The 22,532-nt window shown below is 40.2% G+C and carries 16 protein-coding genes; 15 read left to right on the top strand and 1 reads right to left on the bottom strand.

Annotated elements, in window-relative coordinates:
* Positions 1–4 precede the first annotated feature (4 nt).
* The 12 genes from V4U84_RS17550 (at position 5) to V4U84_RS17605 (ending at position 19,517) form a co-directional block, all read left to right on the top strand.
* Entirely contained in the window at positions 5–1,930 is a 1,926-nt protein-coding gene (locus V4U84_RS17550; RefSeq protein WP_334074118.1) for a hypothetical protein, read from the top strand.
* Entirely contained in the window at positions 1,927–3,036 is a 1,110-nt protein-coding gene (locus tag V4U84_RS17555) for a hypothetical protein (RefSeq protein WP_334074119.1), read from the top strand. Before V4U84_RS17550 ends, V4U84_RS17555 begins: the two co-directional genes overlap by 4 nt.
* Before the next feature lies 1 nt (position 3,037).
* Positions 3,038–8,551 (top strand): DEAD/DEAH box helicase, encoded by a 5,514-nt coding sequence (locus V4U84_RS17560; protein ID WP_334074120.1) that lies wholly within the window; start codon positions 3,038–3,040, stop codon positions 8,549–8,551.
* Between the two features lie 85 nt (positions 8,552–8,636).
* Positions 8,637–9,818 carry a Druantia anti-phage system protein DruA gene (locus tag V4U84_RS17565; protein ID WP_334077618.1) on the top strand — a complete coding sequence of 394 codons (1,182 nt, stop codon included), beginning with the start codon at positions 8,637–8,639 and terminating at the stop codon, positions 9,816–9,818.
* Between the two features lie 517 nt (positions 9,819–10,335).
* Positions 10,336–12,558, top strand: a complete 2,223-nt coding sequence (locus V4U84_RS17570; protein ID WP_334074122.1) for an MrcB family domain-containing protein — start codon at positions 10,336–10,338, stop codon at positions 12,556–12,558.
* Positions 12,530–14,905 carry a DUF2357 domain-containing protein gene (locus V4U84_RS17575; protein ID WP_334074123.1) on the top strand — a complete coding sequence of 792 codons (2,376 nt, stop codon included), beginning with the start codon at positions 12,530–12,532 and terminating at the stop codon, positions 14,903–14,905. Before V4U84_RS17570 ends, V4U84_RS17575 begins: the two co-directional genes overlap by 29 nt.
* A 156-nt stretch (positions 14,906–15,061) precedes the next feature.
* Positions 15,062–15,904 (top strand): copper amine oxidase N-terminal domain-containing protein, encoded by an 843-nt coding sequence (locus V4U84_RS17580; protein ID WP_334074124.1) that lies wholly within the window; start codon positions 15,062–15,064, stop codon positions 15,902–15,904.
* 359 nt (positions 15,905–16,263) lie between these two features.
* Entirely contained in the window at positions 16,264–16,917 is a 654-nt protein-coding gene (locus tag V4U84_RS17585; protein ID WP_334074125.1) for a hypothetical protein, read from the top strand.
* Between the two features lie 185 nt (positions 16,918–17,102).
* On the top strand, positions 17,103–17,942 hold the full coding sequence (locus tag V4U84_RS17590) for a copper amine oxidase N-terminal domain-containing protein (RefSeq protein WP_334074126.1): 840 nt from the start codon (positions 17,103–17,105) through the stop codon (positions 17,940–17,942).
* An 814-nt stretch (positions 17,943–18,756) separates the two neighbouring features.
* Positions 18,757–19,170 carry a sigma-70 family RNA polymerase sigma factor gene (locus V4U84_RS17595; RefSeq protein WP_334074127.1) on the top strand — a complete coding sequence of 138 codons (414 nt, stop codon included), beginning with the start codon at positions 18,757–18,759 and terminating at the stop codon, positions 19,168–19,170.
* Positions 19,163–19,309, top strand: coding sequence for a YvrJ family protein (locus V4U84_RS17600; RefSeq protein WP_334074128.1), 147 nt, complete (start codon positions 19,163–19,165; stop codon positions 19,307–19,309). The genes V4U84_RS17595 and V4U84_RS17600 overlap by 8 nt, the downstream gene beginning before the upstream one ends.
* Before the next feature lie 16 nt (positions 19,310–19,325).
* Complete coding sequence (locus V4U84_RS17605; RefSeq protein ID WP_334074129.1) at positions 19,326–19,517, top strand: helix-turn-helix domain-containing protein; 192 nt, start codon at positions 19,326–19,328, stop codon at positions 19,515–19,517.
* A 370-nt stretch (positions 19,518–19,887) separates the two neighbouring features.
* Here the strand turns inward: V4U84_RS17605 and V4U84_RS17610 are convergent, their stop codons facing one another.
* A complete protein-coding gene (locus V4U84_RS17610) occupies positions 19,888–20,463 on the bottom strand; it encodes a hypothetical protein (RefSeq protein WP_334074130.1) in 576 nt (191 codons plus the stop codon).
* A gap of 133 nt (positions 20,464–20,596) precedes the next feature.
* Between V4U84_RS17610 and V4U84_RS17615 the strand changes: the two genes are divergently transcribed.
* The 3 genes from V4U84_RS17615 (at position 20,597) to V4U84_RS17625 (ending at position 22,527) form a co-directional block, all read left to right on the top strand.
* Positions 20,597–21,418, top strand: coding sequence for a copper amine oxidase N-terminal domain-containing protein (locus V4U84_RS17615; RefSeq protein ID WP_334074131.1), 822 nt, complete (start codon positions 20,597–20,599; stop codon positions 21,416–21,418).
* Positions 21,419–21,520: 102 nt separating this feature from the next.
* Positions 21,521–21,799: a DUF6809 family protein gene (locus V4U84_RS17620; protein WP_334074132.1), complete on the top strand. Its 279-nt coding sequence runs from the start codon at positions 21,521–21,523 to the stop codon at positions 21,797–21,799.
* A 251-nt stretch (positions 21,800–22,050) separates the two neighbouring features.
* Positions 22,051–22,527, top strand: a complete 477-nt coding sequence (locus V4U84_RS17625) for a DUF2975 domain-containing protein (RefSeq protein WP_334074362.1) — start codon at positions 22,051–22,053, stop codon at positions 22,525–22,527.
* Positions 22,528–22,532 lie beyond the last annotated feature (5 nt).

Raw genomic sequence — 22,532 nt, forward strand, 5'->3', positions numbered from 1 at the left:
TGATATGACGTTAACTTATTCTATCGAAAAAAAAAATATAATCTCTAAAGTTAAAACAGAGAAGCTAGTTAATTTTATTAAGGGTGTTTCAACTCCCCTATTAACAGTGCTCTTAAAACGGCTACCTAAAGTAAATGGATTCCGACCGGAAAAAGAAGTTGAGATGAAGATAAATAAATATTGTAAAAAGATACTTCGTTGGACTGAAAAAGACTGGGAACTCATGAAGGAGATATGGTTGGCATGGACACAATCAAATGAATCTTTTCGGCATGCTTTAAATTTCAAATCTAAAGTAGAACTAGTAAGGGAACTTGACTCCCATTACGAAGATAAAAATTTAAAAGACCTAGTGAGGAAACTAATTCAACAACGTGGTAGTGAGTTTTTAACACGTGAAGCGTTAAATACTTGGTTAGAATTCAGTCCTTTTTTGCCTGACTCAGAAGTTGAGGAACTTTTAGAACTAGCCCCTAGTCATGATGAATTAACACAAAGATTAAAGTTTAATACGTTCGACCAGCGCTTAAAACAAAATGAAACTGAAATAAAAAGCATAGGGCAACAAATTAAAGTAATAAACGATAACACTACGAAACAAGTAATAAAATTAACTAAGGAATATAGTGGGTTTAAAGAAGAAATAAATAAATTGGATATTAGAGTCAATGAATATAAGAATGTTGATACCTATGAAAGGAAACTTTCAGGACTAAAAAAAAATTTAGAAAGTAAGCTTGATGAATGCAAAAAACTAATATATGAGCTCGATAAAAACAGTACAGGAATTAATAGTCAAATAATCAGTCGAATTTCAGAAGTCGAGAGGATCTCTCAAATACAATTAGATTCCTTTAATACTAAGCTTATTGAAATGGCAGAAGAAATAGAAAGGCAAAGGGAGACCTATACCGAAGTATTAGAGCAACTCTTCCAAATGAAGACCGATTTGGAGAACACGTTCTCTAGTGTAGCGCATACAGCCGTCACAACTCAGCAGATTTCTAAAGATACGAATGGCTTAGAAGTTGTTCTTCTTCTCCAAAAGGACATTTCTGATCCGATTTTATTAACGGGGATTGAAGAGTCCGTTTCCAAGTTGGAAGAGAATCTTAAGAAAATAGGAATTATTTTGACTCATGCAAGAAAACTTTCAGTAGAACTTATTTCTGCGTTTATTTCGGGACAAATGGTTACCTTTTCGGGATCATTAGCAGTCACAGTAGCGGAGACAGTTGCAAAAACACTGGTATCAGATTCAATATACGTAATAAAAATCCCATTGGGGATGATGAGTCCAACTCCATTTGAATTGGCGTTTGAGAGCCTCATTCCAAATAAAAAGGCAGGCCCTATTGTTATATTAATTGAAGGGATAAATAGGTCTACATTTGAGGTTTATGGGGCAGCACTTCATAAATTTATTTCGGATAGAATACTCAGGATCAATACAAATCTACAAATTATAATTTTAGCAACAATAACTGAAGGCGCAGGTGCCTTACCTTTAAGCAAAGGGGTTATTGATATTGGTCCAATTTATAATACCGATGCGTTAAAATGGGGAGATAAGTTTGCGGTTACACCAGTACATGGCAAAATTAATCCAAATATTATTGATGAGGTTATGCAAGATTCATCTACTATGCTTTTAGATGAAGAAGGTCTAGGACTACCTAATTGGTCAAATAGCATTGCTATTGGAGTATTGTGGCGGAAAGCTGTGTTAAGCGCTGAACGAATAAGTTCTTTATTATGTGAACGGATGCACTATAAAACAGTCGGACTTAACACCACATTTGGGTGGTTGATACCAATGCTATATGTATGTAGAAAAAGCAAATTATCAGAGTTTCTGAGTGAGATTGAACTAGATGACCGTTCAAAGTTGTTAATTGAATTAATTGTAAATCAAGAGGAAATGATATGAGAGCAATAAATATAGAAGCCGGCATGGAGATCTTATTTCAATATCTTGGTCTTCCCCTAAAACCTGTATTAAAGAATAAAATGATTCAAAAATATATAGTTATTGCAGAATATTTGCGAATAACCCTTAACAAACTTTCATTGCATGAAAGAGATAAAGTGGAACCGGTCTATATTATGAAGTTGCTGAATGTTGTTAATGCTCAATTAGAAGGAATCTGGACGGAACTAAAGACAAGAAATTTGACAAAATATACTGAAGTAATTAAATCTGAAGAACACAATGATTCATCTGATTTAATGAAGTGGACATTATGGAACTTAGCCTTAATTGGAGATTGCACTTATGTTCGTAATGGGTTTTGGTTACCCTCTCCGGTAAGATTCGTTGAACTACCTAGATATCTTGGTGAAAGCTATGTTGCAGTAATTGGAACTCGCAGTACTAAAGAGATTAATTCAATATTACCCAAGGTCAAGGCGCGAGGATTAGGTAGAATATTAATGAAAGAGGATATCCCAGTAGATTTATTGTCAGATTCAAACTTATGGCAATTATATAATGATTGGGTAGGTTGGATACCGACAGACACTTTGGGTTGGGCACAAATAGAATGTAATTACGCTCAGAGATATGGTAGTACAAGTTTATCTTCTTTTGATAGGTTTGAGGTATTTCTTTCAGATAACTCTCTGCAGTATAAATCAAAGCGAATGTGGTTGAGTTACGATACCTTTGCATCCTTCGGAATATCCAAGGTCATGCTGTGCAGAACTTTATATAGACCTAGGTACTATTTTTTAGGTGTGTTTGAAAAAGGAATTCTCAAGAGAGAATTTGTAGTAAAGGATAAAGAGAAAATATTATGGTTAACAAACGGACTTCAATTATTACATAAGTCCAAAATCAGGGCTACATGGCACAAAAACGGGTTAAATCTAATTCATACTCCGACGTCTGTCGATAGGTTTTTATCTATTTTCTCTTACCGAGTTCCGTCAAAGTCAGGATATCCTAAGTATTATATACATCCTGAGTATAGAGAATATGTCAACTCCTTTTTAAAAAGTTTGGGTTATTCCATTATTTATAGAGAGGAAAAGTAAAATGACTTCAAACGATTCGTTGGGCGTATTTGGGATGTCGAAAGCGCTTCATGATTCTTTAAGATTATACCTTGAATCAACTTATCATATTAGAAATCTATCACTAATAAATGAGCGAAGAGAACTCTTGCAAACGATCGGATATATCCATCAAGAGCCGTTTGTTGAATCAACGCCTAGTTATGAATTGGGATGTGCATATACTGAGTTGGATATTCCCAAGCCAGCAAAGGATACTCTTACTAGGCTTTCAAAAGTTTCTCCAAGTGTGGGGGTATTTCCGAAACCTTACAAACATCAGTCAGAAGCTTTAGAGGCATTTCTCGGTAATGGGGAGGATATTATTGTAGCAACAGGTACTGGATCTGGTAAGACGGAAAGTTTTTTAATGCCGATTATTGGGGAGCTTTCGATTGAAGCTTATGATAGACAGGATACTGCCAATATGTTCGGTTGCCGAGCAATCTTATTATACCCAATGAACGCATTAGTTAATGACCAACTCGGAAGAATTAGACGATTATTTGGTAACGAGAGGTCTTCGGAAATTCTAAAAGGTTCCCGCAATCGTCCAATCAGGTTTGGATCGTATACATCACGAACCCCGTATCCAGGGGAATTTGGTAATTCAAAAAACAATACTCATATAGCCCCCCTCTTTGAAGATTTCTATTTGAAGCAAGTAAGCGACTCTAAGATGGTTTCAATCTTTGAAGAAAAAGGGAAATGGCCGAGTAAGGATTTGGTTAATTTCTTTGCTAAAGAACAGGAGGAGCAAGCAGTATATCAATCTGGGGTGAAATCGGGTAAAAACTATATTAAACGGAATTGGCATAAAAGATTAAAAACTCAGCCTTCAGATAGGGAATTATTAACCAGACACGAGATGCACCAATCATGCCCCGACATACTTATTACTAACTATTCGATGCTTGAGTATATGTTAATTAGGCCTATTGAGCGTCCTATTTTTAATCAGACAAAAGCATGGTTAGAAAGTAATGTCGACAATAAATTAATTCTTGTACTGGATGAAGCACATATGTATCGAGGCACTGGTGGTGCTGAAGTCGCTCTTTTAATTAGAAGGTTAATGGCCCGCTTAGGAATAGGTAGAGATAGATTAAAATGTATCCTAACAAGTGCAAGTTTGGGAGAGGGCAAAGAGGCAGAGATTGCAACGAAAAGGTTTGCTGCTGAACTTACAGGCCTTAGTGATTTTTCTAAAATAAAGCTGGTGAAGGGGGTAAAAGAAAAAAGAAGTGGCGCATCTCCTGGTACTACCTTTGAAGCTGAGGCCTTGGCTAAGGTGGACCTCACTAGTTTTCAAAATGCAGCTGTAGATCCCGGATTAGCTTTAAGTCAAATTGAGAAGTTGGGAGTAACTCTTGGTTGGAGTAATATACCTAAGAGCATCGATGAACTTCCCAATTATATTTATAATCATCTGGAAAATTGGGGACCAGCAGAAATGATGGTAATCACTCTTAGCGGCAGGGCTGTGCCTTTAAAGGAAATAAGTATTTCTTTATTTCCCAATGTTTCTCTAAGAACCGCTAACTCGGCAACCGAGGTTTTGATTGCATTAGGAGCTTATGCCAAAAGGGCAACGGATAATCGGGTATTTTTGCCAACAAGGTTGCATCTCTTCTACAGGGGCTTACCTGGTTTATATGCATGTATAAATCCTTATTGTACAGAACGGCTTTCAGAAGAAGAAAACGAGCAGTATATATTAGGACGTTTATATACGACCCCTCGACTGCATTGTAACTGTAATAAAAAGGGACGTGTATATGAACTGTTAACTCATAGAGACTGTGGGGCAGCATTCATTCGAGGGTATATTCGGGGAGGAACCGATAACTTTTTACTTAATGAACCGACTACTGAAGTAGGAATAGAGGATGACGAACCTCATCACCTGAGGGAGATCCAATTATTAGTTGATGGAGAGCCTCACCGTGATGCAATGGCTAATTGTGTACCTTCTTGGCTTGATGTCACTACGGGTCATCTAATGAGAGAAGAGCCTAAAGATTTTAATGGATTTATTAAGGTCTACAGACCTGTTTCGAAATTAGATTCCAATGAACATGTATATAAATCATGTCCTATCTGTCTAAAAAAGTGGCGTGGTCGGAGTAAAATAATGGATCTGGTTACAAAGGGTGAAGCTCCGTTTGCGAATTTAGTAAAATCCCAACTTCTTTTACAACCTCCTAGATTGGCTGAGACCGTTGAAAATCCTAATGGGGGGAGGAAGGTACTACTATTCTCTGACGGCCGGCAGAAAGCAGCCAGGCTGGCAAGGGACATTCCTCGAGAAGTTGAATGGGATACGTTTAGACAAGTAATTGCTTTAGCAGTTGTTAAATATAATAAAATCAAGAACAGAAACCCAAAGTTAAACTCGCTGCTCTATGCATCGTTTATTTCTGTTGTCGCTGAATTTAATTTACAGTTTTTTGATGGAGATGATCGTAGAAGACTTACAAGTGATGTTAGGGAATTTCAATCTGATTATGAGGGATCTCTTGAAGAGGCATTAGAAAATGATTGGCAGCCACTTCCTAGCCCAAGTTATTATAAAGCTTTGTTACGTCAAATATGCAATAGGGAATATTCATTACAATCTGCTTTATTGGGATATGTAAGAGCTGCTCAGCCCAAAAATATTTATAGAGACATAAATACAATATCTACTGATATTCCGAGTGATGCAGTAGACGCCATTATATATGGTTTTCTAAACAGCTTACTAGAAGAATATGCTTTTGGTACTGAAAGTTTGATTTCATCTTCGGTACGGCGAGAAGCAGCAGGATATCCCCAGAAAAGCTGGGTAGGTGACGGGAAACTAAGTGAAACAATTATACGGTTATTGGTAGATAAATACGGATGTTGTGAATTCCAAATAGACTCCATACAAGATATTTTAAGAAGGCGACTCTGTGATTCCGATGGTAATGCTTTTTCAGTCAAAAATGATGCTGTAGTACTTGCGATAGACACTGAATCACCTTGGTATTCGTGTAATCTGTGCACCCAAATTCATCCAGTGGCTATTGGGAACTGCTGTGTTAATTGCGGAAGTGCCGACATAGAGATAATAGACCCTAATACTAATAAGTATATTCAATCCAGGAAGGGTTATTTAAGAAACCCGGTCGTTGAAGCTCTTTTTAATGGTAGACGCCCCCAACATGTTACAGCTGAAGAGCATACGGCCCAGTTATCAAATAGGGACGCGGGGATTGTCTTTGCAACAACAGAAAAATATGAACTTCGTTTTCAAGATGTTTTAATAGATGTCGAAAATGGCCCTGTTGACATTTTGAGTTGCACAACAACAATGGAAGTTGGAATTGATATTGGCTCTTTAGTTGCTGTAGGTCTGAGAAATGTACCTCCTCAACGTGAAAATTATCAACAAAGGGCTGGGCGAGCAGGACGTAGGGGGTCTGCAGTTTCCACAGTAATTACTTTTGCTCAAGGGGGTCCCCATGATAGTTACTATTTCCATAACCCAGAGGAAATCGTTGCTGGTACACCAAGACAACCTATGATTAAAACAAATAATGAAAAAATTGCTCGAAGACATGTGCATGCTTTTCTCTTTCAAACTTTTTTTCATCATTTAATAGACGAAGGTGTAAAGTTTGAAAGCAGCAGGAGTCTGTTCTCAACACTTGGAGCTACATCTGATTTCTTTAGTAAGAATGAAAATAATCCATTTAGATTGTCATCATTCAAAACCTGGATAAATGATCAATTGCTTAGGAATAAGGACGGCCTATTAGAGTCTTTGGTGAAATGGATTCCTGAAGGTATCTCGAATGATAATACTAGCTGGGTACTAGAGGTAACAAAAGAATTGGTAGACATTTTAGAAATCAAGTCGCTTTCTTTTGACTCAAATCTAAAAACTGTAGTATCCGAGGATAGTGACGATAATGAGGACATTGACGAATCTAACAATGATTCTAAGGATGAGTTACTAGCCTACCTTTTTGATGAGGGGCTTTTGCCTAGTTACGCATTTCCAACGAATTTATGTAGTTTTATCATTGAAGAAAGGCTAAAGAGGAAAGGTGGTTTCAAGGTTCTTGTAAAAGAGAGGCCACAGCAATCTATAGATAAAGCACTAAGTGAATTTGCACCTGGCCGACAGATAGTTGTCGATAAAACTACTTATCGTTCAGGTGGTATAACAGCAAATAATGCACACGTAACAGATCCAGACAGGGCTGCTCCGTTATTTAGAAGAAATATACGCCCCTATGTCACCTGTGAAAAGTGTACTTTCGTACAAGACATAATTTCTGACCAAAGGATCCTAACTAGTTGTCCAATTTGTAATTCTAAGTTAATCAAATCAGAAATGCTAATTCCGGAAGTGTTTCACCCTGAAGAAGGAAGAGCAATTATTGAAGGCGATCAAGAACAGGATTATACCTACGCGACGTCTGCTCAATTCCCAGTTCCTCTTGCTGAAGACGATCTAACAGATTGGGGTGAATTGGGTAGAAATATTAAGTTCACATATGCAAAAGATCGGCGCTTAGTTATGGTAAACAAAGGGGATGATGAAACCAATGATGGTTTCTCGGTCTGTGTTAAATGTGGGGCCGCATCGGTATTCAATAGCGAGAAGCCTAGAAAGGGTCCGCATCATCGTCCCTATGAGGTTGAGCCACGTGAGGGAATCAATGTTACACCTAAGTGCGATGGCCACTTTAAGAAAGTTGTATTAGGTCATCAATTTCAAACCGACTTATTATTACTGAGGGTACAAATTGATTCACCATTAGTTAGGGATGCAAACTCTAGATTAACGTTAAGTATCTTACACGATGGTCTCAGAACCATTTCTGAAGCTTTATTGTTAGCCTCAAGTAAACAGTTGGATATCGACCCAACTGAATTTCAAGCGGGCTATCGGTTAATTGAAGCTGGGTCCGATAACAAGCCGTTACGTGCAGATATTTATCTTTTTGATACATTATCGGGCGGAGCTGGTTATGCAGAACAAGCAGGCCAACAACTTGAGTTTATAATTAACAGTACATTGGATCTTTTAGAGCATTGTCCGAGTAATTGTGATCGATCTTGTACAAATTGTATGAGGCATTACAAAAATCAGTATTGGCATTCCAATTTAGATCGCTTTATAGGTGCAGCGCTTTTAAAACATTTATTCAATGGTGACGTTCCAAAAATAGAAACGGCAAAAGAGCAGTCAGAAAAACTGATTACATTAAAACGCTTATTAGAATTAGACGGGTATAAAGTGACAACAATTGAAGATGGAATTCCTCTAACAATATATGGACAAAAGCAGAAAATAGCTGTAGGTACCTATCATTCGTTATTCGATTCTAAAAATATTAGAGACTATCATCCGTTATTAGCCCATTCAAATGGATTAAAGGTGTTTGTTGAAAATGAATACCTATTGACCAGGAATCTGCCGTTGGTGTACAACAAGATTAAGAGTATGCTTGAAGCATAAATGTGGACACCACCTGCCCTCCAGTATGGTGGTGTCCATTAATCTTTTTATTTGTCTTTTAAGACTAGATTGGATGGGGATAAAGTTGCCTTCTTCACGAGTAAAAATAACAAAAAAGAAAATGAAGGATACATTATTCGAATCCCTAGAAGAGCAAGGTTATTTAATTCTTGGTGATCAAATTCGACCTCCTGTATTAACATCAAAAGAGGACATTAGAAGACTACATCATCAGCAAAAGCGAACTCGTCATATGGAGGATATTAAACTTTTTAAAGAGTATGGGAAATATCTTATTAATGCCTACTTTGCAAACGGAGTAGAGATTGACCCGGAAAAATTTAGACCTGAGCTTATACCAGTATCCTCAAACGACTGGACAGGAAGACTCTTTAGAATAGCAACTTTACTTTGGAGTGTCCCTGTGAGTAAGGGTTATGGAAGAAGAATGAGATTTTTAGTCATGGATAGGAGTAACGGAAAGCTTGCGGGGATAATAGCTCTAGGAGACCCTGTTTTTAATTTAAAAGTACGTGATGACTATATTGGGTGGAATGCTCAGGACCGTAAAGAACGACTATTCAATGTAATGGATGCCTATGTATTAGGTGCCATTCCTCCATATAACCAACTGCTTGTTGGAAAATATTTAGCAGGGGTTTTAAGTACAAATGAGGTAAGGGGCTATTTTGGAGGTAAATATAAAGATAAGCAGACCATTATTCAAGGGAAGAGCAAGCCGGCTGATTTAGTCTTAATCACCACAACTTCGGCTCTAGGAAAATCATCTGTTTACAATCGAGTATATTTTGATAAAGGAGAAAGTCGGAGACTCCTATTGAAGAAAATTGGGTTTACAGCTGGGTTTGGACATTTTCATGTCTCAGAGGAAGTGTTTAGATTAATGCGTCAATTTTTATCTGAACGAGACGAAAAGTATGCTGACGGGCATGAATTTGGTAATGGGCCAAATTGGAGAATGAGAGTTATAAAAAAAACTATGGAGATTTTAGGATATTCTAGGACACCAGTCCTTCAACATGGAATTAAAAGAGAAGTGTTCATCTCTCCACTTGCTACTAATTTTAAGGAATATTTAAAAGGCGAAACATCAAAACCAGAGTTTTTGTTTCTCCCCTTCCAAGAGTACACGGAATACTTTAAAACAAGGTTTTTAATTCCCAGATTTCATAGAAGGCCAGAGATACGGCTTCATTTAGCACAAGACTTATATTTAAATTTATTAAATGATTTCGATCGAGTGTAAGTTACATGAGGAGTAGAAACAGTGGATTTCAAAGGGGGATTTGGTTATATAAACTGAGTATAACCACAGTTTGGAAGTGGTAGTCTATCGTTTTATCAGTTGTGAATGATTGGTTTTATAAATTACTGATATGACGACTAGTGACTGCGCTGCTCCCTCGTGAGCTTTGCCGGCTGTCTTGGAGGATGGTCTATGTCAAGTTTGATAAACAATGCGCTTGATAAGTTCGACCAATATGCTGATGGTTGAACAAGGGGATTTAGAGTTTGCAGATCTCATCAATGGCATTTATTCAGGCAAAGCTCGCCGGTACCCTTCATAGGCTTTTGGCTTTATCCCATGGCTGTGTTCTATCGTCTATCCTTTAATTCATCTTAATTGCTGCTTTGGGGCTAAGCTACTATTCCCGTATTGGCGTCAAGATAAATTTAGAAGGGGGTAACTAATAAAATTAAAAGTAACTATTCCTAATTAATAAATTGTGCCAAAAACCTATCACTATCCCGGAGGACAAAGCATGTCACTTCCAGTCGAACTTTCTTCTATTTTTCGTTCAAAGCAAAAGTCCTATAAAATGGTGCTTGTGTTTGCAATGATTGAGACCTGGCAGGAAACACACGACAAAATGCTCAAACTTGATGATGTGGCGAGACGGTTCCTGACCTATTACCAATATAGAGAGACTCAAAATCTTGTTGTGGACTCACCACCGCCGAAGGTTACAGATCGGTGGGAGTTCATGAGTATTCCACAAGTAAAATCCTTACTCGAAACTCCAATAGAAGCGCTTCGTTCGGTTGTTGTTAAACAATCGGAGGGGGCCTTTTTGACATTTGCGGATTCAGTATGGTCGCAGGGGGAAGAATTGTTGTCTGAGCTTCAGGATTATGCAAATCGAGAATTAGACTTGTATCATAGTCAGCTTGGATCTAAGCAAGGATTTAACTTCTCTCTTAAAGAAAGCCTAGATCATATTCTACATACATATCATGGGGCTAAGTCTGAACCCTTTGCTAATCATCCATTAGGTGCTCTATTCAGAAGAAAACTACCAGAACAGCTTCGATCGCTTCCTTTTGTTTCTGAGCACATTCGAATTCAAGGATCGGTGGGGAAGGGGAATTGGGCGGGGGTGCCATGGATAGCACTCATGGATACGCGAATTACGAAGTCAACACAGTACGGGGAATATGTTGTTTATCTATTTGCGGAGGACATGAGCGCGGTTTACTTGACTTTTAACCAGGGAGTCACGAAGCCAAAAACTGATCTAGGAAAAAGGGAAGGTTATGCTTTCTTAGAACAAAAGGTGATTGAACTAAGAGAAAGCCTGGATTTTGAGGGTTTTTCTACAGATGAGAATATCCATCTCACTTCAGCCGGTTTGGGTCGTGATTACCAAGTATCTACTGCCGCTTATAAGCGGTATGATGCTTCTAATATTCCAAGCGACGATCAATTAATTGCAGATTTAGAGCAACTGATGACGACTTATCAAGAGTACGTCGATCGGAAGCTTCAAACAGATCAGGCAGATGATCCAGAATATCCTGTGGAAACGGTGGAAGAGATAATGGATGATGAGGTAGTTCGCGAGCGTCTTGATAGTATCAAAACGTACATTAAACATAAAGGTTTCGCATACCCACCCGGATTAATCGAAAACTTCTACCTCTCCCTCAAAACCAAACCCTTCGTTATCCTGGCAGGCGTGTCGGGAACGGGGAAAACGAAGCTGATCAAGCTTTTTGCTGAGGCGATGGGAGCCACTGCGCAGAATGGTCAGTTTACGTTGATCCCTGTCCGTCCAGACTGGAGCGATCCATCCGACCTGATCGGCTATAGTGATTTGTCGGGCAAATTCCGTCCAGGTCGCGTTACCGAAGTGTTGTTGGAGGCATCCCAAAACCCGAGCAAACCCTACTTCATTTGCCTTGATGAAATGAACTTGGCTCGAGTGGAGCACTACTTCAGCGATATGCTCAGTATTCTGGAGACACAGGAATGGAAGGATGGTCGTATTACAACTGCTCCAATCATTCACGGCAATTCACTTGTGCAGGATGAGGATCAGGCGGTGTATGGCAATTTGTCGATTCCTGAAAATGTGTATTTGATCGGAACGGTCAATATGGACGAGACGACACATCCTTTTAGCAAAAAGGTGCTTGACCGGGCGAATACGATAGAATTTAATGATATCTTTTTAGCTCAATTTCCTGATGAGGACCCGGGTTCAGAGCTAGGTCCAGAGCCTACTTCAAATCAGTTCCTAAGAAGCGACTATCTTCAGCTTGTCGATGCCTATCATGCCGAATCGAAAGCACTCATCACGAAGACAACGGATGTACTAGTGCAAATCAATCGTATTCTAGAGGAGATCCATGCCCATGTCGGGTTTCGGATTCGGGATGCGGTATGCTTTTATATGCTCTATAATGAGCGGTTCGGGTTATTTTCAGAAGAAGAGGCGTTTGATCATCAGTTGCTTCAAAAAATACTGCCACGCATTCAAGGCAGCAGCACATCCATCCGGAGGGTTCTCCTGAATTTGATGCGGGAGTGTGTGGGCTCCTCTTTTGTCGTCAACGACTATATGGACGATGCAGCTTTATTGTTCGAGGGCCGCAAGCTCAGTGATCTGTTAAATCAGGCCAAGTATCCGCTGAGTGCAAGGAAAATCGCTTCGATGTTACGGAGGCTTGAAGAAGATGGATTCACCTCTTACTGGTTATCGTAATGCACCGGTTGAGCTGCTGCGAATCGAGAGCAATCTTTTTAATCTATATATTCAAGGGAAGCCGTTTCATCCGACCGTTGAGACTTTGCAGCTCCATCGTCAGGAGGGTGATGTCTGGGCGGATGCCCATTTTCATGTGGAGGTCCCCACTTCTAGGGTAGAGATTCGTTCGGTTCAAGTGTTTTCTCACCAGACAATGGGCCTCCAAGCATGGAATCCTGGTGATCAGGCAGAGCCCTTGTTTTATGAAACGCAAAGCTATGAACTCGTCGTGGAGAAGAAGCAGGATCTACCGATTGTCTTTTTTCATGAGAATCTTCACCTTCGGCAGGCTGTTAAACCCTTGGGCAGTAGGATTTTGTCGGGTGTGCTTAACTTTCAAAATGAAGTAGGCTTGACGGAACTTGAGCTTCGCCTGCATGGGGAGGTAATCTTTAAGCTCCAACTGGAAGTGTTTCCGTCAAAAATGGACTACAAGCACGATTACGAAGTGATTTTGCGGGAGGTTAATGAGCAGATCTATAATCTGTCTTTTGACTTTCTTCGCAAGACGTTTCACTTAACGGGATTGAGAGAGACTCGGTATCAGAGTGTGACGGAGTTTTTTACGATATTGCAGCAGGTTTTTGGGCAGCTAACCCAAGGTATTGAACGCATCAAAAATGCACCCCATTACAAAATGCGACGCGAATCTCATCTTGTGGAGGCGTCGAGGGCGAAGCGGGTAGGGAAGGAAAATATTGCTTTTTTGCGCAAAAGGCCGGAGCTTTTTGTTCCGGGGCTGCAGCAACCTACCCATGTGCTTGAAACCAGACGATATATGGACTTTGATACGGCGGAAAATCGGTTTATTCGCTGGGCATTGCTACGCATCACCTCGAAGTTAAAGGAACTCAGAACAAACGTAGCGAAGAAGGGGAGTCCAGATCCCGTATTACTAAAAAAAGTTGACGTGATGAGTTCGCAGTTACAGCGGCTGTTGCAGCAGGACTTTTTACAAGTGGGGGATATGAGGCAGGTTTCGTTGACGCTCGTCTTGCAGATGGCTCCGGGGTATCGGGAGGTATATCGGATTTATCTTTTGCTGATGAAGGGCCTATCCATTCAAGGGGATTTGTTCCGGTTATCGATGAAGGACTTGGCGCAGCTGTATGAGTACTGGTGTTTCCTGAAAATCCACGAGTTAATGCAGCGAAAATATGAGCTGGTTAGCCAGGATTTGATTAAGGTGAATCGTAATGGTCTTTTTGTGACGCTGGAGCGTGGGCAAAAGGCGAAGATGGTTTATCGAAATCCGCGGAATGGCGAGGTCTTTACTCTCTACTATAATTCCTTGCCTAAGGAAGACACCACTTCTACGTTGGCGCAGAGACCGGATAATGTGCTGACGTTGAAAAAGAATGACGCGGCGATCGAGTATAAATATATTTTTGATGCAAAATACCGCTTAAATCCAGCTTATGAAGGGACACCTTACTGGAGGAAGTATCAACAGCCTGGGCCAGAGGAAGAGGATATTAACACGATGCATCGGTATCGGGATGCGATTGTGTACAAAGATCAGCGGAACGGGGAGTTCGAGCGGAGTATGTTTGGGGCGTATGTGCTTTTTCCGTATCCGGATGAGGTGAAATTTAGGGAGCATCCTTTTTATAAAAGCATTCAGCTAGTTAACATCGGGGCGATTCCGTTTCTGCCGAATGCTACAAATCTCATGGAGCAACTTCTTGACGAGATGATCCAAGACAGCCCGGAAAAAGCCTACGAACGTTCCACCCGCCCCCGCGGAACGATGGAGTATTATTACAACAAGTTTGCCGGCAAAAATGTTCTTGTCGGTTCACTAAGGGGGCCATCCCAACTGGACATGGCTTTGACGCATCGTTTCTACCATATGCCGCTTAAGAATATCGCAGACCACAAGCTCCTTACCCAAATCGAATACATCGCGATGTGTCAGTCGCGCAAAAAGTTCCAAGGACAAGGGGACACGGGGATTCAATGGTTCGGCCGCGTTCAGGATTGGAAGGTAGTTCGGAGACGGGAGATCACGGAGCGACCCGCTCGCCCCGGAACAGAAGAGGAGCTTTATGTTAAATTTACGATTGAACGTTGGGATCGTCGGGACAAGCCCATTGCTCTAGGAGGGCAAGGGATTTATACATGTCTGTATACGAGCAAGTACATGTTTGATCGGGCTAGCGAAATTGCGGAGTTGAAGCTGGAGAATGAAGAAGACCTGAGAAAATGGCGCGAAGCTCGCAGAGTCGGCAAGGTCAAAGTGCGGCTCGATCATGAGGATGTGGATTTGGCGGAGTCGGTGGTGGAGATTCGGGTGGAGGAGTAGGGGCTCGGCACTTTTTTAAAAGTGATCGCTAGAAATTCCTGTAATGAAAAGGTATAATATGGATTGGAAGCGAGCATAAATAATACTCCTATTTTCTTCGTATGCTCCCATGGAGGAATGGTATGCCGAAATATGTTGAAAAGGGAATGAAGTAGAATGAAAAAGGTTCTCGCAGGAATATTCACTGCATTGATTTTAACAATTACCGCTTCACCTACATATGCGGCAGACCTGCAAATAAAAGTTGACGGTGTTACGATTTCCTCCGATGTGAAGCCCGAAATTAAGAACAATCGAACAATGGTGCCTCTCCGAGTAATCAGTGAAAATTTGGGGGCTAGGGTCAACTGGTCGGATTCGAAAATCGTGCTCACAAAAAGTAAGGTGAAGTTAATCTTGCAACTGAATAGCAATACAGCAGTGAAAAACGGTGAAACGGTGCCACTGGATGCCAAACCATATTTAAAAAATCATCGTACGATGGTTCCACTTCGTTTTATTGCAGAAGTGTTTGGCTGCATGGTCAGTCACAGTAACTCTGCAGTAACTATCGAAACCAAGCCTTTAGTCATTGATGGTGTAAAAGTAAAAACATTGCAACAAGAATTATACATGACTATGGGCGGCATAGTAAATCATATCAATGGAAATGCCTATAATGAAGCAATATATAATCTTTTTGTAGAAAACAAAGGAAAGAAGGTCGAAGAACCTGCTGTTTACTCCTCGCATGCAGGTCACCTCGCACCTGGCGACTACTATAAAGCTGGACAGTATGACTTTTTAGACCAAGAAGGGAATAGCATAAAACGTTTTGACATTTATACTAAAGTTCGATCAATGGATGATGTGGACCAGGTTCGCGAGGTTTTAATTTATGAAGCGAATGTAAACCAATGGTATATGTTTAACGACAAAGCACATCGAGAAATTCTAGAGTTTATTGATACAGCCTCAAATAACGGCTTTCTGACTGAGATCAGCAATAATGTTCCATAAAGGGGACGACAGCTTAATAACCCAAGAAAACGAGGCCGCCAAGAACATGGCCTCTCCACGATCCCCTAAAATCAACAAAGGATGGTCTTTAGATTATTGAAGACCATCCTTTATCCACTTGCAAAAACCGCTCACTGAGCGGTTTTTGCTTTTTCATCTGGTATTACTTGTACCATGTCTTCAAAATGAAGTGAATTGAAGATGAATAAACTCATTGGATGGCATGTTGAGATAACCGTATATGACTCTTTAAAAATAGGTTCGGAAGTGGTTGTAAAATCGGTTTTCATTATCTCTTTATATTAGTGATAACACGTTAAAAAGGGTTATCAAAAACTAATTGAGAGGAATGGTTGACTATGGCATTTAATACTGAGTATGCAAAGCTTGTAAGAATCAAAACTGATAATCTTAACGACAGAGGGTTCAAAGCAAAAATAAAATTACCAAACAGTAAAACCTTGCCAAGAGCGTATGACTATATTAATTTCTATGTGGGTATTAATGGTTATGAATGTGGAATATCTATTGCAGACCGAACTGAGTTTAAACCTAATGGTGCATGGAAATGGCGCATTTTTGCGAATGGAGAAGGTAATACAAAAAAAGGAGAAAAAAGTGGAGATTTTTTTAATGACGGTGATATTGTCACACTTTCAATCGAACTAAACGAACAGAATAAGGTTGTATACAAGGTCAATGATGCGGTTTTTAGAAGTTTCGATGAAACAGTCACTAATGTTGTTAACTCTGCACGATTAGTCATTGCTACTAATCAAGATACGGGATATACCCCACCACTAAAACAATGGAGTGTTTTCCATGACCAGGTGAGAGCTTATGAAATGAAATATAAAAATAGCTCAAATAATTGGGTTGCCTTTACCATGGGGAATAAAGTACAGACAGAAGAGTGGCCTCTAGGTGTAGCCACACCTGACAGGAGAAAGTATATTTTGGATAAGACATGGATTGGTAACGCTGATGTGTATGCGTCTTTGAAAAATTTATAAATAAAAAATTCAATAAAAGTCTCCCAGTTTTTTTGGGGAGACTTTTTTAGCAATGGAGGGGTAGTAATATCTTGCAGAAAAAGGTATAATATGGGTTGCCAGTGAACAAATGAAATACTACAACTTCTTCGTTAAGCTCCCATGGAAGAGCGGTACGGCAAAATATAATAAAAGGAGTGAAGTAATTGAAAAAGCTTCTCGCAGGAATATTCACTGCATTGATTTTATCGATTACCGCATTACCTACATATGCGGCAGACATGAAGATAAAAGTTGAAGGTGTTACTATTTCCTCCGATGTGAAGCCTGAATTTAAAGACAATCGAACAATGGTACCTCTGCGAGTGATCAGTGAGAATTTGGGAGCTAGGGTCAACTGGTCAGATTCAGAAATCGTGCTCAAAAGAAGTAATGTAAATGTAGTCTTGAAATTGAATAGTAATACAGCAATGAAAAATGGTAAAAAGGTGCCGCTTGATGCCAAACCATATCTTAAGAAAAAGCACGTGATGGTTCCACTTCGTTTTATTGCAGAGATGTTTGGCTCCAATGTCGGGTATAGCAATTTTGTAGTTACTGTCGAAAACAAGCCATTAGTCATTGATGGTGTAAAAGTGAAAACATTGCAACAAGAAGTACACATGACTATGGGCGGCATAGTAAATCATATCAATGGAAATGCCTATAATGAAGCAATATATCATGTTTTTGTAGAAAACAAAGGAAAAAAGGTCGAAGAACCTTCTAATTACTCCTGGAATCTTAATTACCTCACAACTGGCGACTACTATAAAGCTGGACAATATGACTTTTTAGACCAAGAAGGGAATAGCATAAAGCGTTTTGACATTTATACTAAAGTTCAAACATTTGATGAGGACCAGGATCCCGAGGCTTTAATTTATGAAGCGAATGTAAACCAATGGTATATGTTTAACTACAAAGCACATCGAGAAATTCAACAGTTAATTGATACAGCCTCAAATAACGGTTTTCTGACCGAGATCAGCAATAATGTTCCATAAAGGGGACGACAGCTTAATAACCCAAGAAAACGAGGCCGCCAAGAACATGGCTTCTCCACGATCCCCTAAAACCGACAAAGGATGGTCTTTAGATTATTGAAGACCATCCTTTATCCACATCACGACAAATGTATGGTAAATACAAAGTCCAGACTTTCGTTGTTTGATTCAACTTAAACGTGTCCCATTAGTGCAACAAAGGCCGCTCGATCTCCCCCCTTTTCAAAGCCAATTACCCGAACATCGCCAAAAGGCTAGTGAGGCGCATCCAACCCGAGAGTTTTCATTATTCTACTACTGTCAATTTTGGGTAGAAAATTAAAGATAGAAGGGGCTGATGATTCGGTCCCATTGAACTATAAAACGGGATCGTGATTTCTAGTGTTCATCTCTTTTAATTTAGCTCAAGTCTTTGGCCAGCTCCTGAAGCTGGCTTATTTTTGTTTGAATCGAACGGATAGTTTTTTTCTCAAGGATTATACGTGTCATACAGCCCGGCCACACATCGAATCTTAGCGATCGACGAACCCAATACTTCGCCGCTCACCAAATCAATTGCCACCACGAATGTCCTACCTTCAGCACTAGCATAGAAATTATATATGCTATACAACAAGTATATATAATGTAAAAATATTGTTTTTGTTACCCCTAACATTTGGTGCTTTTTCATTATTTCTATGCTGGGGAATGGTAAATCTATAGATAAAAACAGAACATTTGTTCCTTTGATGGAAAATGGTTGTAAAAATGTGTTTTTATATCTCTTTATAGTGTAGGAATGATCTCTTAAAAAGGGGGTCTAAATACTATAATGAATGATCAAGCAAACCGTAGATTTATTAAGTACATGGCCAATTTAATTCATTACAACTCTATTAACTATGACAAAAAGAGGCGATTGAAAGCCAGTAGATTTATTTTGACACTGGATAACAATGAAAAAAATCTTGGATCCGAATTAATGGCTGTATTTGATTCTGAGCCTGCTTCTGAGCCTGCTTCAGCAAACTTAAAATATCACATAACTGATCCCTTCCTATATCAAGCTTATGAGAAACTACCTAAAAATCAACAGCTAATCTTGTCGTATGCATATGTTCAAAAGTTGAATGATAGGGAAATAGCCCAACTCATGCATGTATCCCAACAAAATATTTCAAAGCATCGCTTAAATGCTCTATCGAAATTACGTCAAGAGTTGAATGGAGTGAAAAAAAATGAATGAAATAGACCTTCCAACACTTATTGCTAATTTGGGCTTTCCCATAGCTATTACATCATTCTTATTAATCCGATTTGAAAGAAAAATATCCGATTTATGTCAGGCGATTAATGACTTGAAGAATGAAATTCAAAAAAAATGAAAGGGTGAAGGTGTCCATGATGACCAAGTTGTTAATGAGAGCGCAGCAATTGCATGATCCCGATGCAACAATGCAGATTCTTGATTTCTTTACCCCAAAAATAAAGGCAGAGCTTTATCAAGTGCCAACCGAACACCGAGAAGATTTACAGCAAGATCTCTATGTAAAAATGATTGAAGTCATTCAACGGTTTGATATTAGTGACTGAATTAAAAAATTCCCTCTCTACTAATAATTCCTTGCCTAAGGGAGTCACCACTTCTACGTTGGCGCAGAGACCGGATAATGTGATGACGTTAAAATAAATGACGGGGTGATTGAAGAAATATAGTCTTGATGCAAAATACCGCGTAAATCAAGCCCTTGAAGGCACTCCTTAGTGGATGAAACACAAGCAGCCCGGTCAGAGGAAGAGGATATCGAGACGATGTATCTGTATCAGACCCACCCTAATTATAGCGAATATCAGCAGTTACTAAAAGGCACCCACGAGGTGCCTTCTTTGCTAGCCCCAAACTATACGCGACACGTACTAACTGCTAATTTACATCTGCTCGATTTTCTTTTCGAGGCCAACTTCACCCACTCTCAAATATCATTTCATGGTTCCCATTGTATATTTGAACAGATGACCTCCCTATTGATGCCTCACCATAGTCTCCAGAAATGATGTAGTTTCTTTTTAACTTTTCCATGTCTAGTCGATGCCATTTTTCTTGATTGAAAGTTACATAAATATAGGTGCCTTCGCTGAGTAGATTATCATCATTGATCTGAACCATTAGCATAGGGAAACCTGTTCGGGATCCATAAACTTGGACAGGTTTGCTTGGATCCACACTATTCTTGATATTGATACCGTATTCTAACCTCTCATTAATAACCCTTACTACATAAGCTCCGATTTTTTGGCGTTGCCTGTAGGATACAAATGCAAAGGGTTCTTCAAGATCGTTATTTTTTACTACATCAAGTACTTCAATATTTTCTTTTTCTCTTAGCTGCTCAATATGGAGGTCCATTATTTTGCTATAGGTTTCTCTTTGTAATAGTAAAAATATAGCGGAGAGTGATACGAGAAGCATTATTATGAATCCTAACAGGTACCATTTCTTTTTAAACATTTTCATTACATCACCCTCGCTTACACCCATTTCTAATATATCCCAATCGTAATTCTATCAGGTTCCTAAGTAAAGTATGAAAGCGCTGGCTCGGGCTGTTAATGCAACTTCAACATGCAGTAACACGTCTAAGGTACAATAAAACGGTGAGGTGATCACTAATATGAAAAAGATACTTTTAACCTTGCTCTGTCTCTCTATAATTTTGCCTTTTAGTCAGCTTAAGGAGGCCTCCGCTTCGGCTCTGCCTTCCAAGTCCGCAGTTTACCTCAAGGCCGGCAAGTTCTTCATCCTGTACACAAAACCGGCAGCGCCGTTTATGGATAAGAACCAGCGTCTACTGGTTCCACTCCGTATTTTCGAGGAGTTGTTCGGCGGAAAGGTGGCTTATTCTACCACCTCCAAGACAGCTCAACTCGAGTGGCTGGACCACCAGTTTCAGTTCACTGTCGGATCTAACAAAGCAGAGATGGATGGACAAACCGTGGTTATGGACACTGAACCTGTACTGAAGAGTGGGGCCGTGTTTTTGCCGATTCGTATTTTTCTGGACCGTGCGGACTTAAAGAGTCATTGGGATAAGAAGTTGCAGGTGTTGGTGTTGGATGATGAGAAGATCCTCACCGGGCAGCCATTCAAAAACTTTGACGGAAACGATTTGTACAGCAACAGCCAGGACGGAGCCTTTCGCATCGACAGCTATACGATCACTTCCAAAAGTAACAGCACTTTCCGGCTCACCATTAACGCGGCGAACGTAACTGGGCACGCCTTGCCCAAAGGAAAGTCTGACATCCACCCCCTGGTTTCTTACGAAAAAAGCGCCGGTGGAGGCTTCGCGACCGATTCCTACAGCAAGCCGTTCTACCCTACGATCCCAGAGGTCAAGCAGGACGGACAAATCTCGGTTTCACAAAACTTCCCCGCCAAAGGTGTCGACTATATTATCACGGTGGCCCGAGAATTTGCCGATCAGTCGCAGTAATAGGCACCCACGAGGTGCTTTTTTTGTTAACTACTATACGCATACACGTACCACACCCTCACCCCACCTTTGTTACTATAAAAAGAAAACGGAGGTGTTCTTATGCCAACCTTCCTCGAATCCCTATACTATGGCAACCTAATCCCCCATGAAACGGCCGTACCCCAAGATCCGAAGTATCGCCAGATGGGCCGGCAAATATCCGAGTCCATAGAGGCTTGGAAAGGTAAACTTTCCGACGAGGACCTCAAGGAACTCGAGGCGTTGCTCGATCTGTACCAACAGATTCAGGGGATGGAGCTGGCGGCTTCTTTTTCGCAGGGATTTAGGCTTGGGGCGGCGATGGTGTTTGAGGTGTATGCGGAGAGGATGGACAAATAGACGAAAAAGTCCCCGTCCGCGAAGGGGGGGAACTGCCTCATCCAGCGACGAGGCGAAATCAGCCCGAGGCCCTTCTATTAAAATTGAAAAGTGCACTCCTTAGGTTCTACCGATGCCATCTAAGGGGTGCATTTTTATTGGTTTGTTTTTCTGTTTTATCAATAATAATTTAACGTTAATTAATAACTATTTATTGAAAAACAATAAATTCTGTGTATAATCAAATTATCGAATTTTCAAGCGAGGTGCTTTTGGTGAAGCGTGAGACGCTGTTTTTAAAGGCCGTTGTGGTTCTGATCGGACTTCCGGTTCTTGCTTTGTGCGTATTGGGGTTGCCCAGGATTGTCGGTGAGGCGGCGGAGTATTTTTCTCCCTATTGGGTGTATCCGGTGTTTATCTTGATCTACGTCTCGGTGATTCCGTTCTACTTCGCCTTGTTTCAGGCGTTTCGGCTGTTGAGCTATATTGACAAGGATCAGGCGTTTTCGGAGTTGGCCGTCGGCACTTTGAAAAATATAAAATACTGTGCGTTCGCGATCAGTATCCTGTTTGCGGCAAGCGAGCCTTTTCTCTATTTGATGGCCGAGAAAGACGATGCGCCGGGGCTGATTGTGATCGGGCTGGTCATTATTTTTGCCTCGTTTGTGATTGCGGTCTTTGCGGCGGTGCTTCAAAAGCTGTTAAAGAATGCCATCGATATCAAATCGGAAAATGATTTAACGGTCTGAGGTGA

Source organism: Paenibacillus sanfengchensis (genome assembly GCF_036864765.1).
In the GTDB taxonomy this organism is placed as follows: Bacteria; Bacillota; Bacilli; order Paenibacillales; family Paenibacillaceae; genus Fontibacillus; species Fontibacillus sanfengchensis.

Bases quoted from the DNA above. Each gene is read 5' to 3' on its own strand.
- V4U84_RS17550 (WP_334074118.1), top strand. From the start codon at position 5: ATGACGTTAACTTATTCTATCGAAAAAAAAAATATAATCTCTAAAGTT.
- V4U84_RS17610 (WP_334074130.1), bottom strand. From the start codon at position 20,463: ATGGGTGTAAGCGAGGGTGATGTAATGAAAATGTTTAAAAAGAAATGG.
- V4U84_RS17575 (WP_334074123.1), top strand. From the start codon at position 12,530: ATGGATTCACCTCTTACTGGTTATCGTAATGCACCGGTTGAGCTGCTG.
- V4U84_RS17580 (WP_334074124.1), top strand. From the start codon at position 15,062: ATGAAAAAGGTTCTCGCAGGAATATTCACTGCATTGATTTTAACAATT.
- V4U84_RS17615 (WP_334074131.1), top strand. From the start codon at position 20,597: ATGAAAAAGATACTTTTAACCTTGCTCTGTCTCTCTATAATTTTGCCT.
- V4U84_RS17555 (WP_334074119.1), top strand. From the start codon at position 1,927: ATGAGAGCAATAAATATAGAAGCCGGCATGGAGATCTTATTTCAATAT.
- V4U84_RS17605 (WP_334074129.1), top strand. From the start codon at position 19,326: ATGATGACCAAGTTGTTAATGAGAGCGCAGCAATTGCATGATCCCGAT.
- V4U84_RS17560 (WP_334074120.1), top strand. From the start codon at position 3,038: ATGACTTCAAACGATTCGTTGGGCGTATTTGGGATGTCGAAAGCGCTT.
- V4U84_RS17570 (WP_334074122.1), top strand. From the start codon at position 10,336: ATGTCACTTCCAGTCGAACTTTCTTCTATTTTTCGTTCAAAGCAAAAG.
- V4U84_RS17595 (WP_334074127.1), top strand. From the start codon at position 18,757: ATGAATGATCAAGCAAACCGTAGATTTATTAAGTACATGGCCAATTTA.
- V4U84_RS17620 (WP_334074132.1), top strand. From the start codon at position 21,521: ATGCCAACCTTCCTCGAATCCCTATACTATGGCAACCTAATCCCCCAT.
- V4U84_RS17585 (WP_334074125.1), top strand. From the start codon at position 16,264: ATGGCATTTAATACTGAGTATGCAAAGCTTGTAAGAATCAAAACTGAT.
- V4U84_RS17600 (WP_334074128.1), top strand. From the start codon at position 19,163: ATGAATGAAATAGACCTTCCAACACTTATTGCTAATTTGGGCTTTCCC.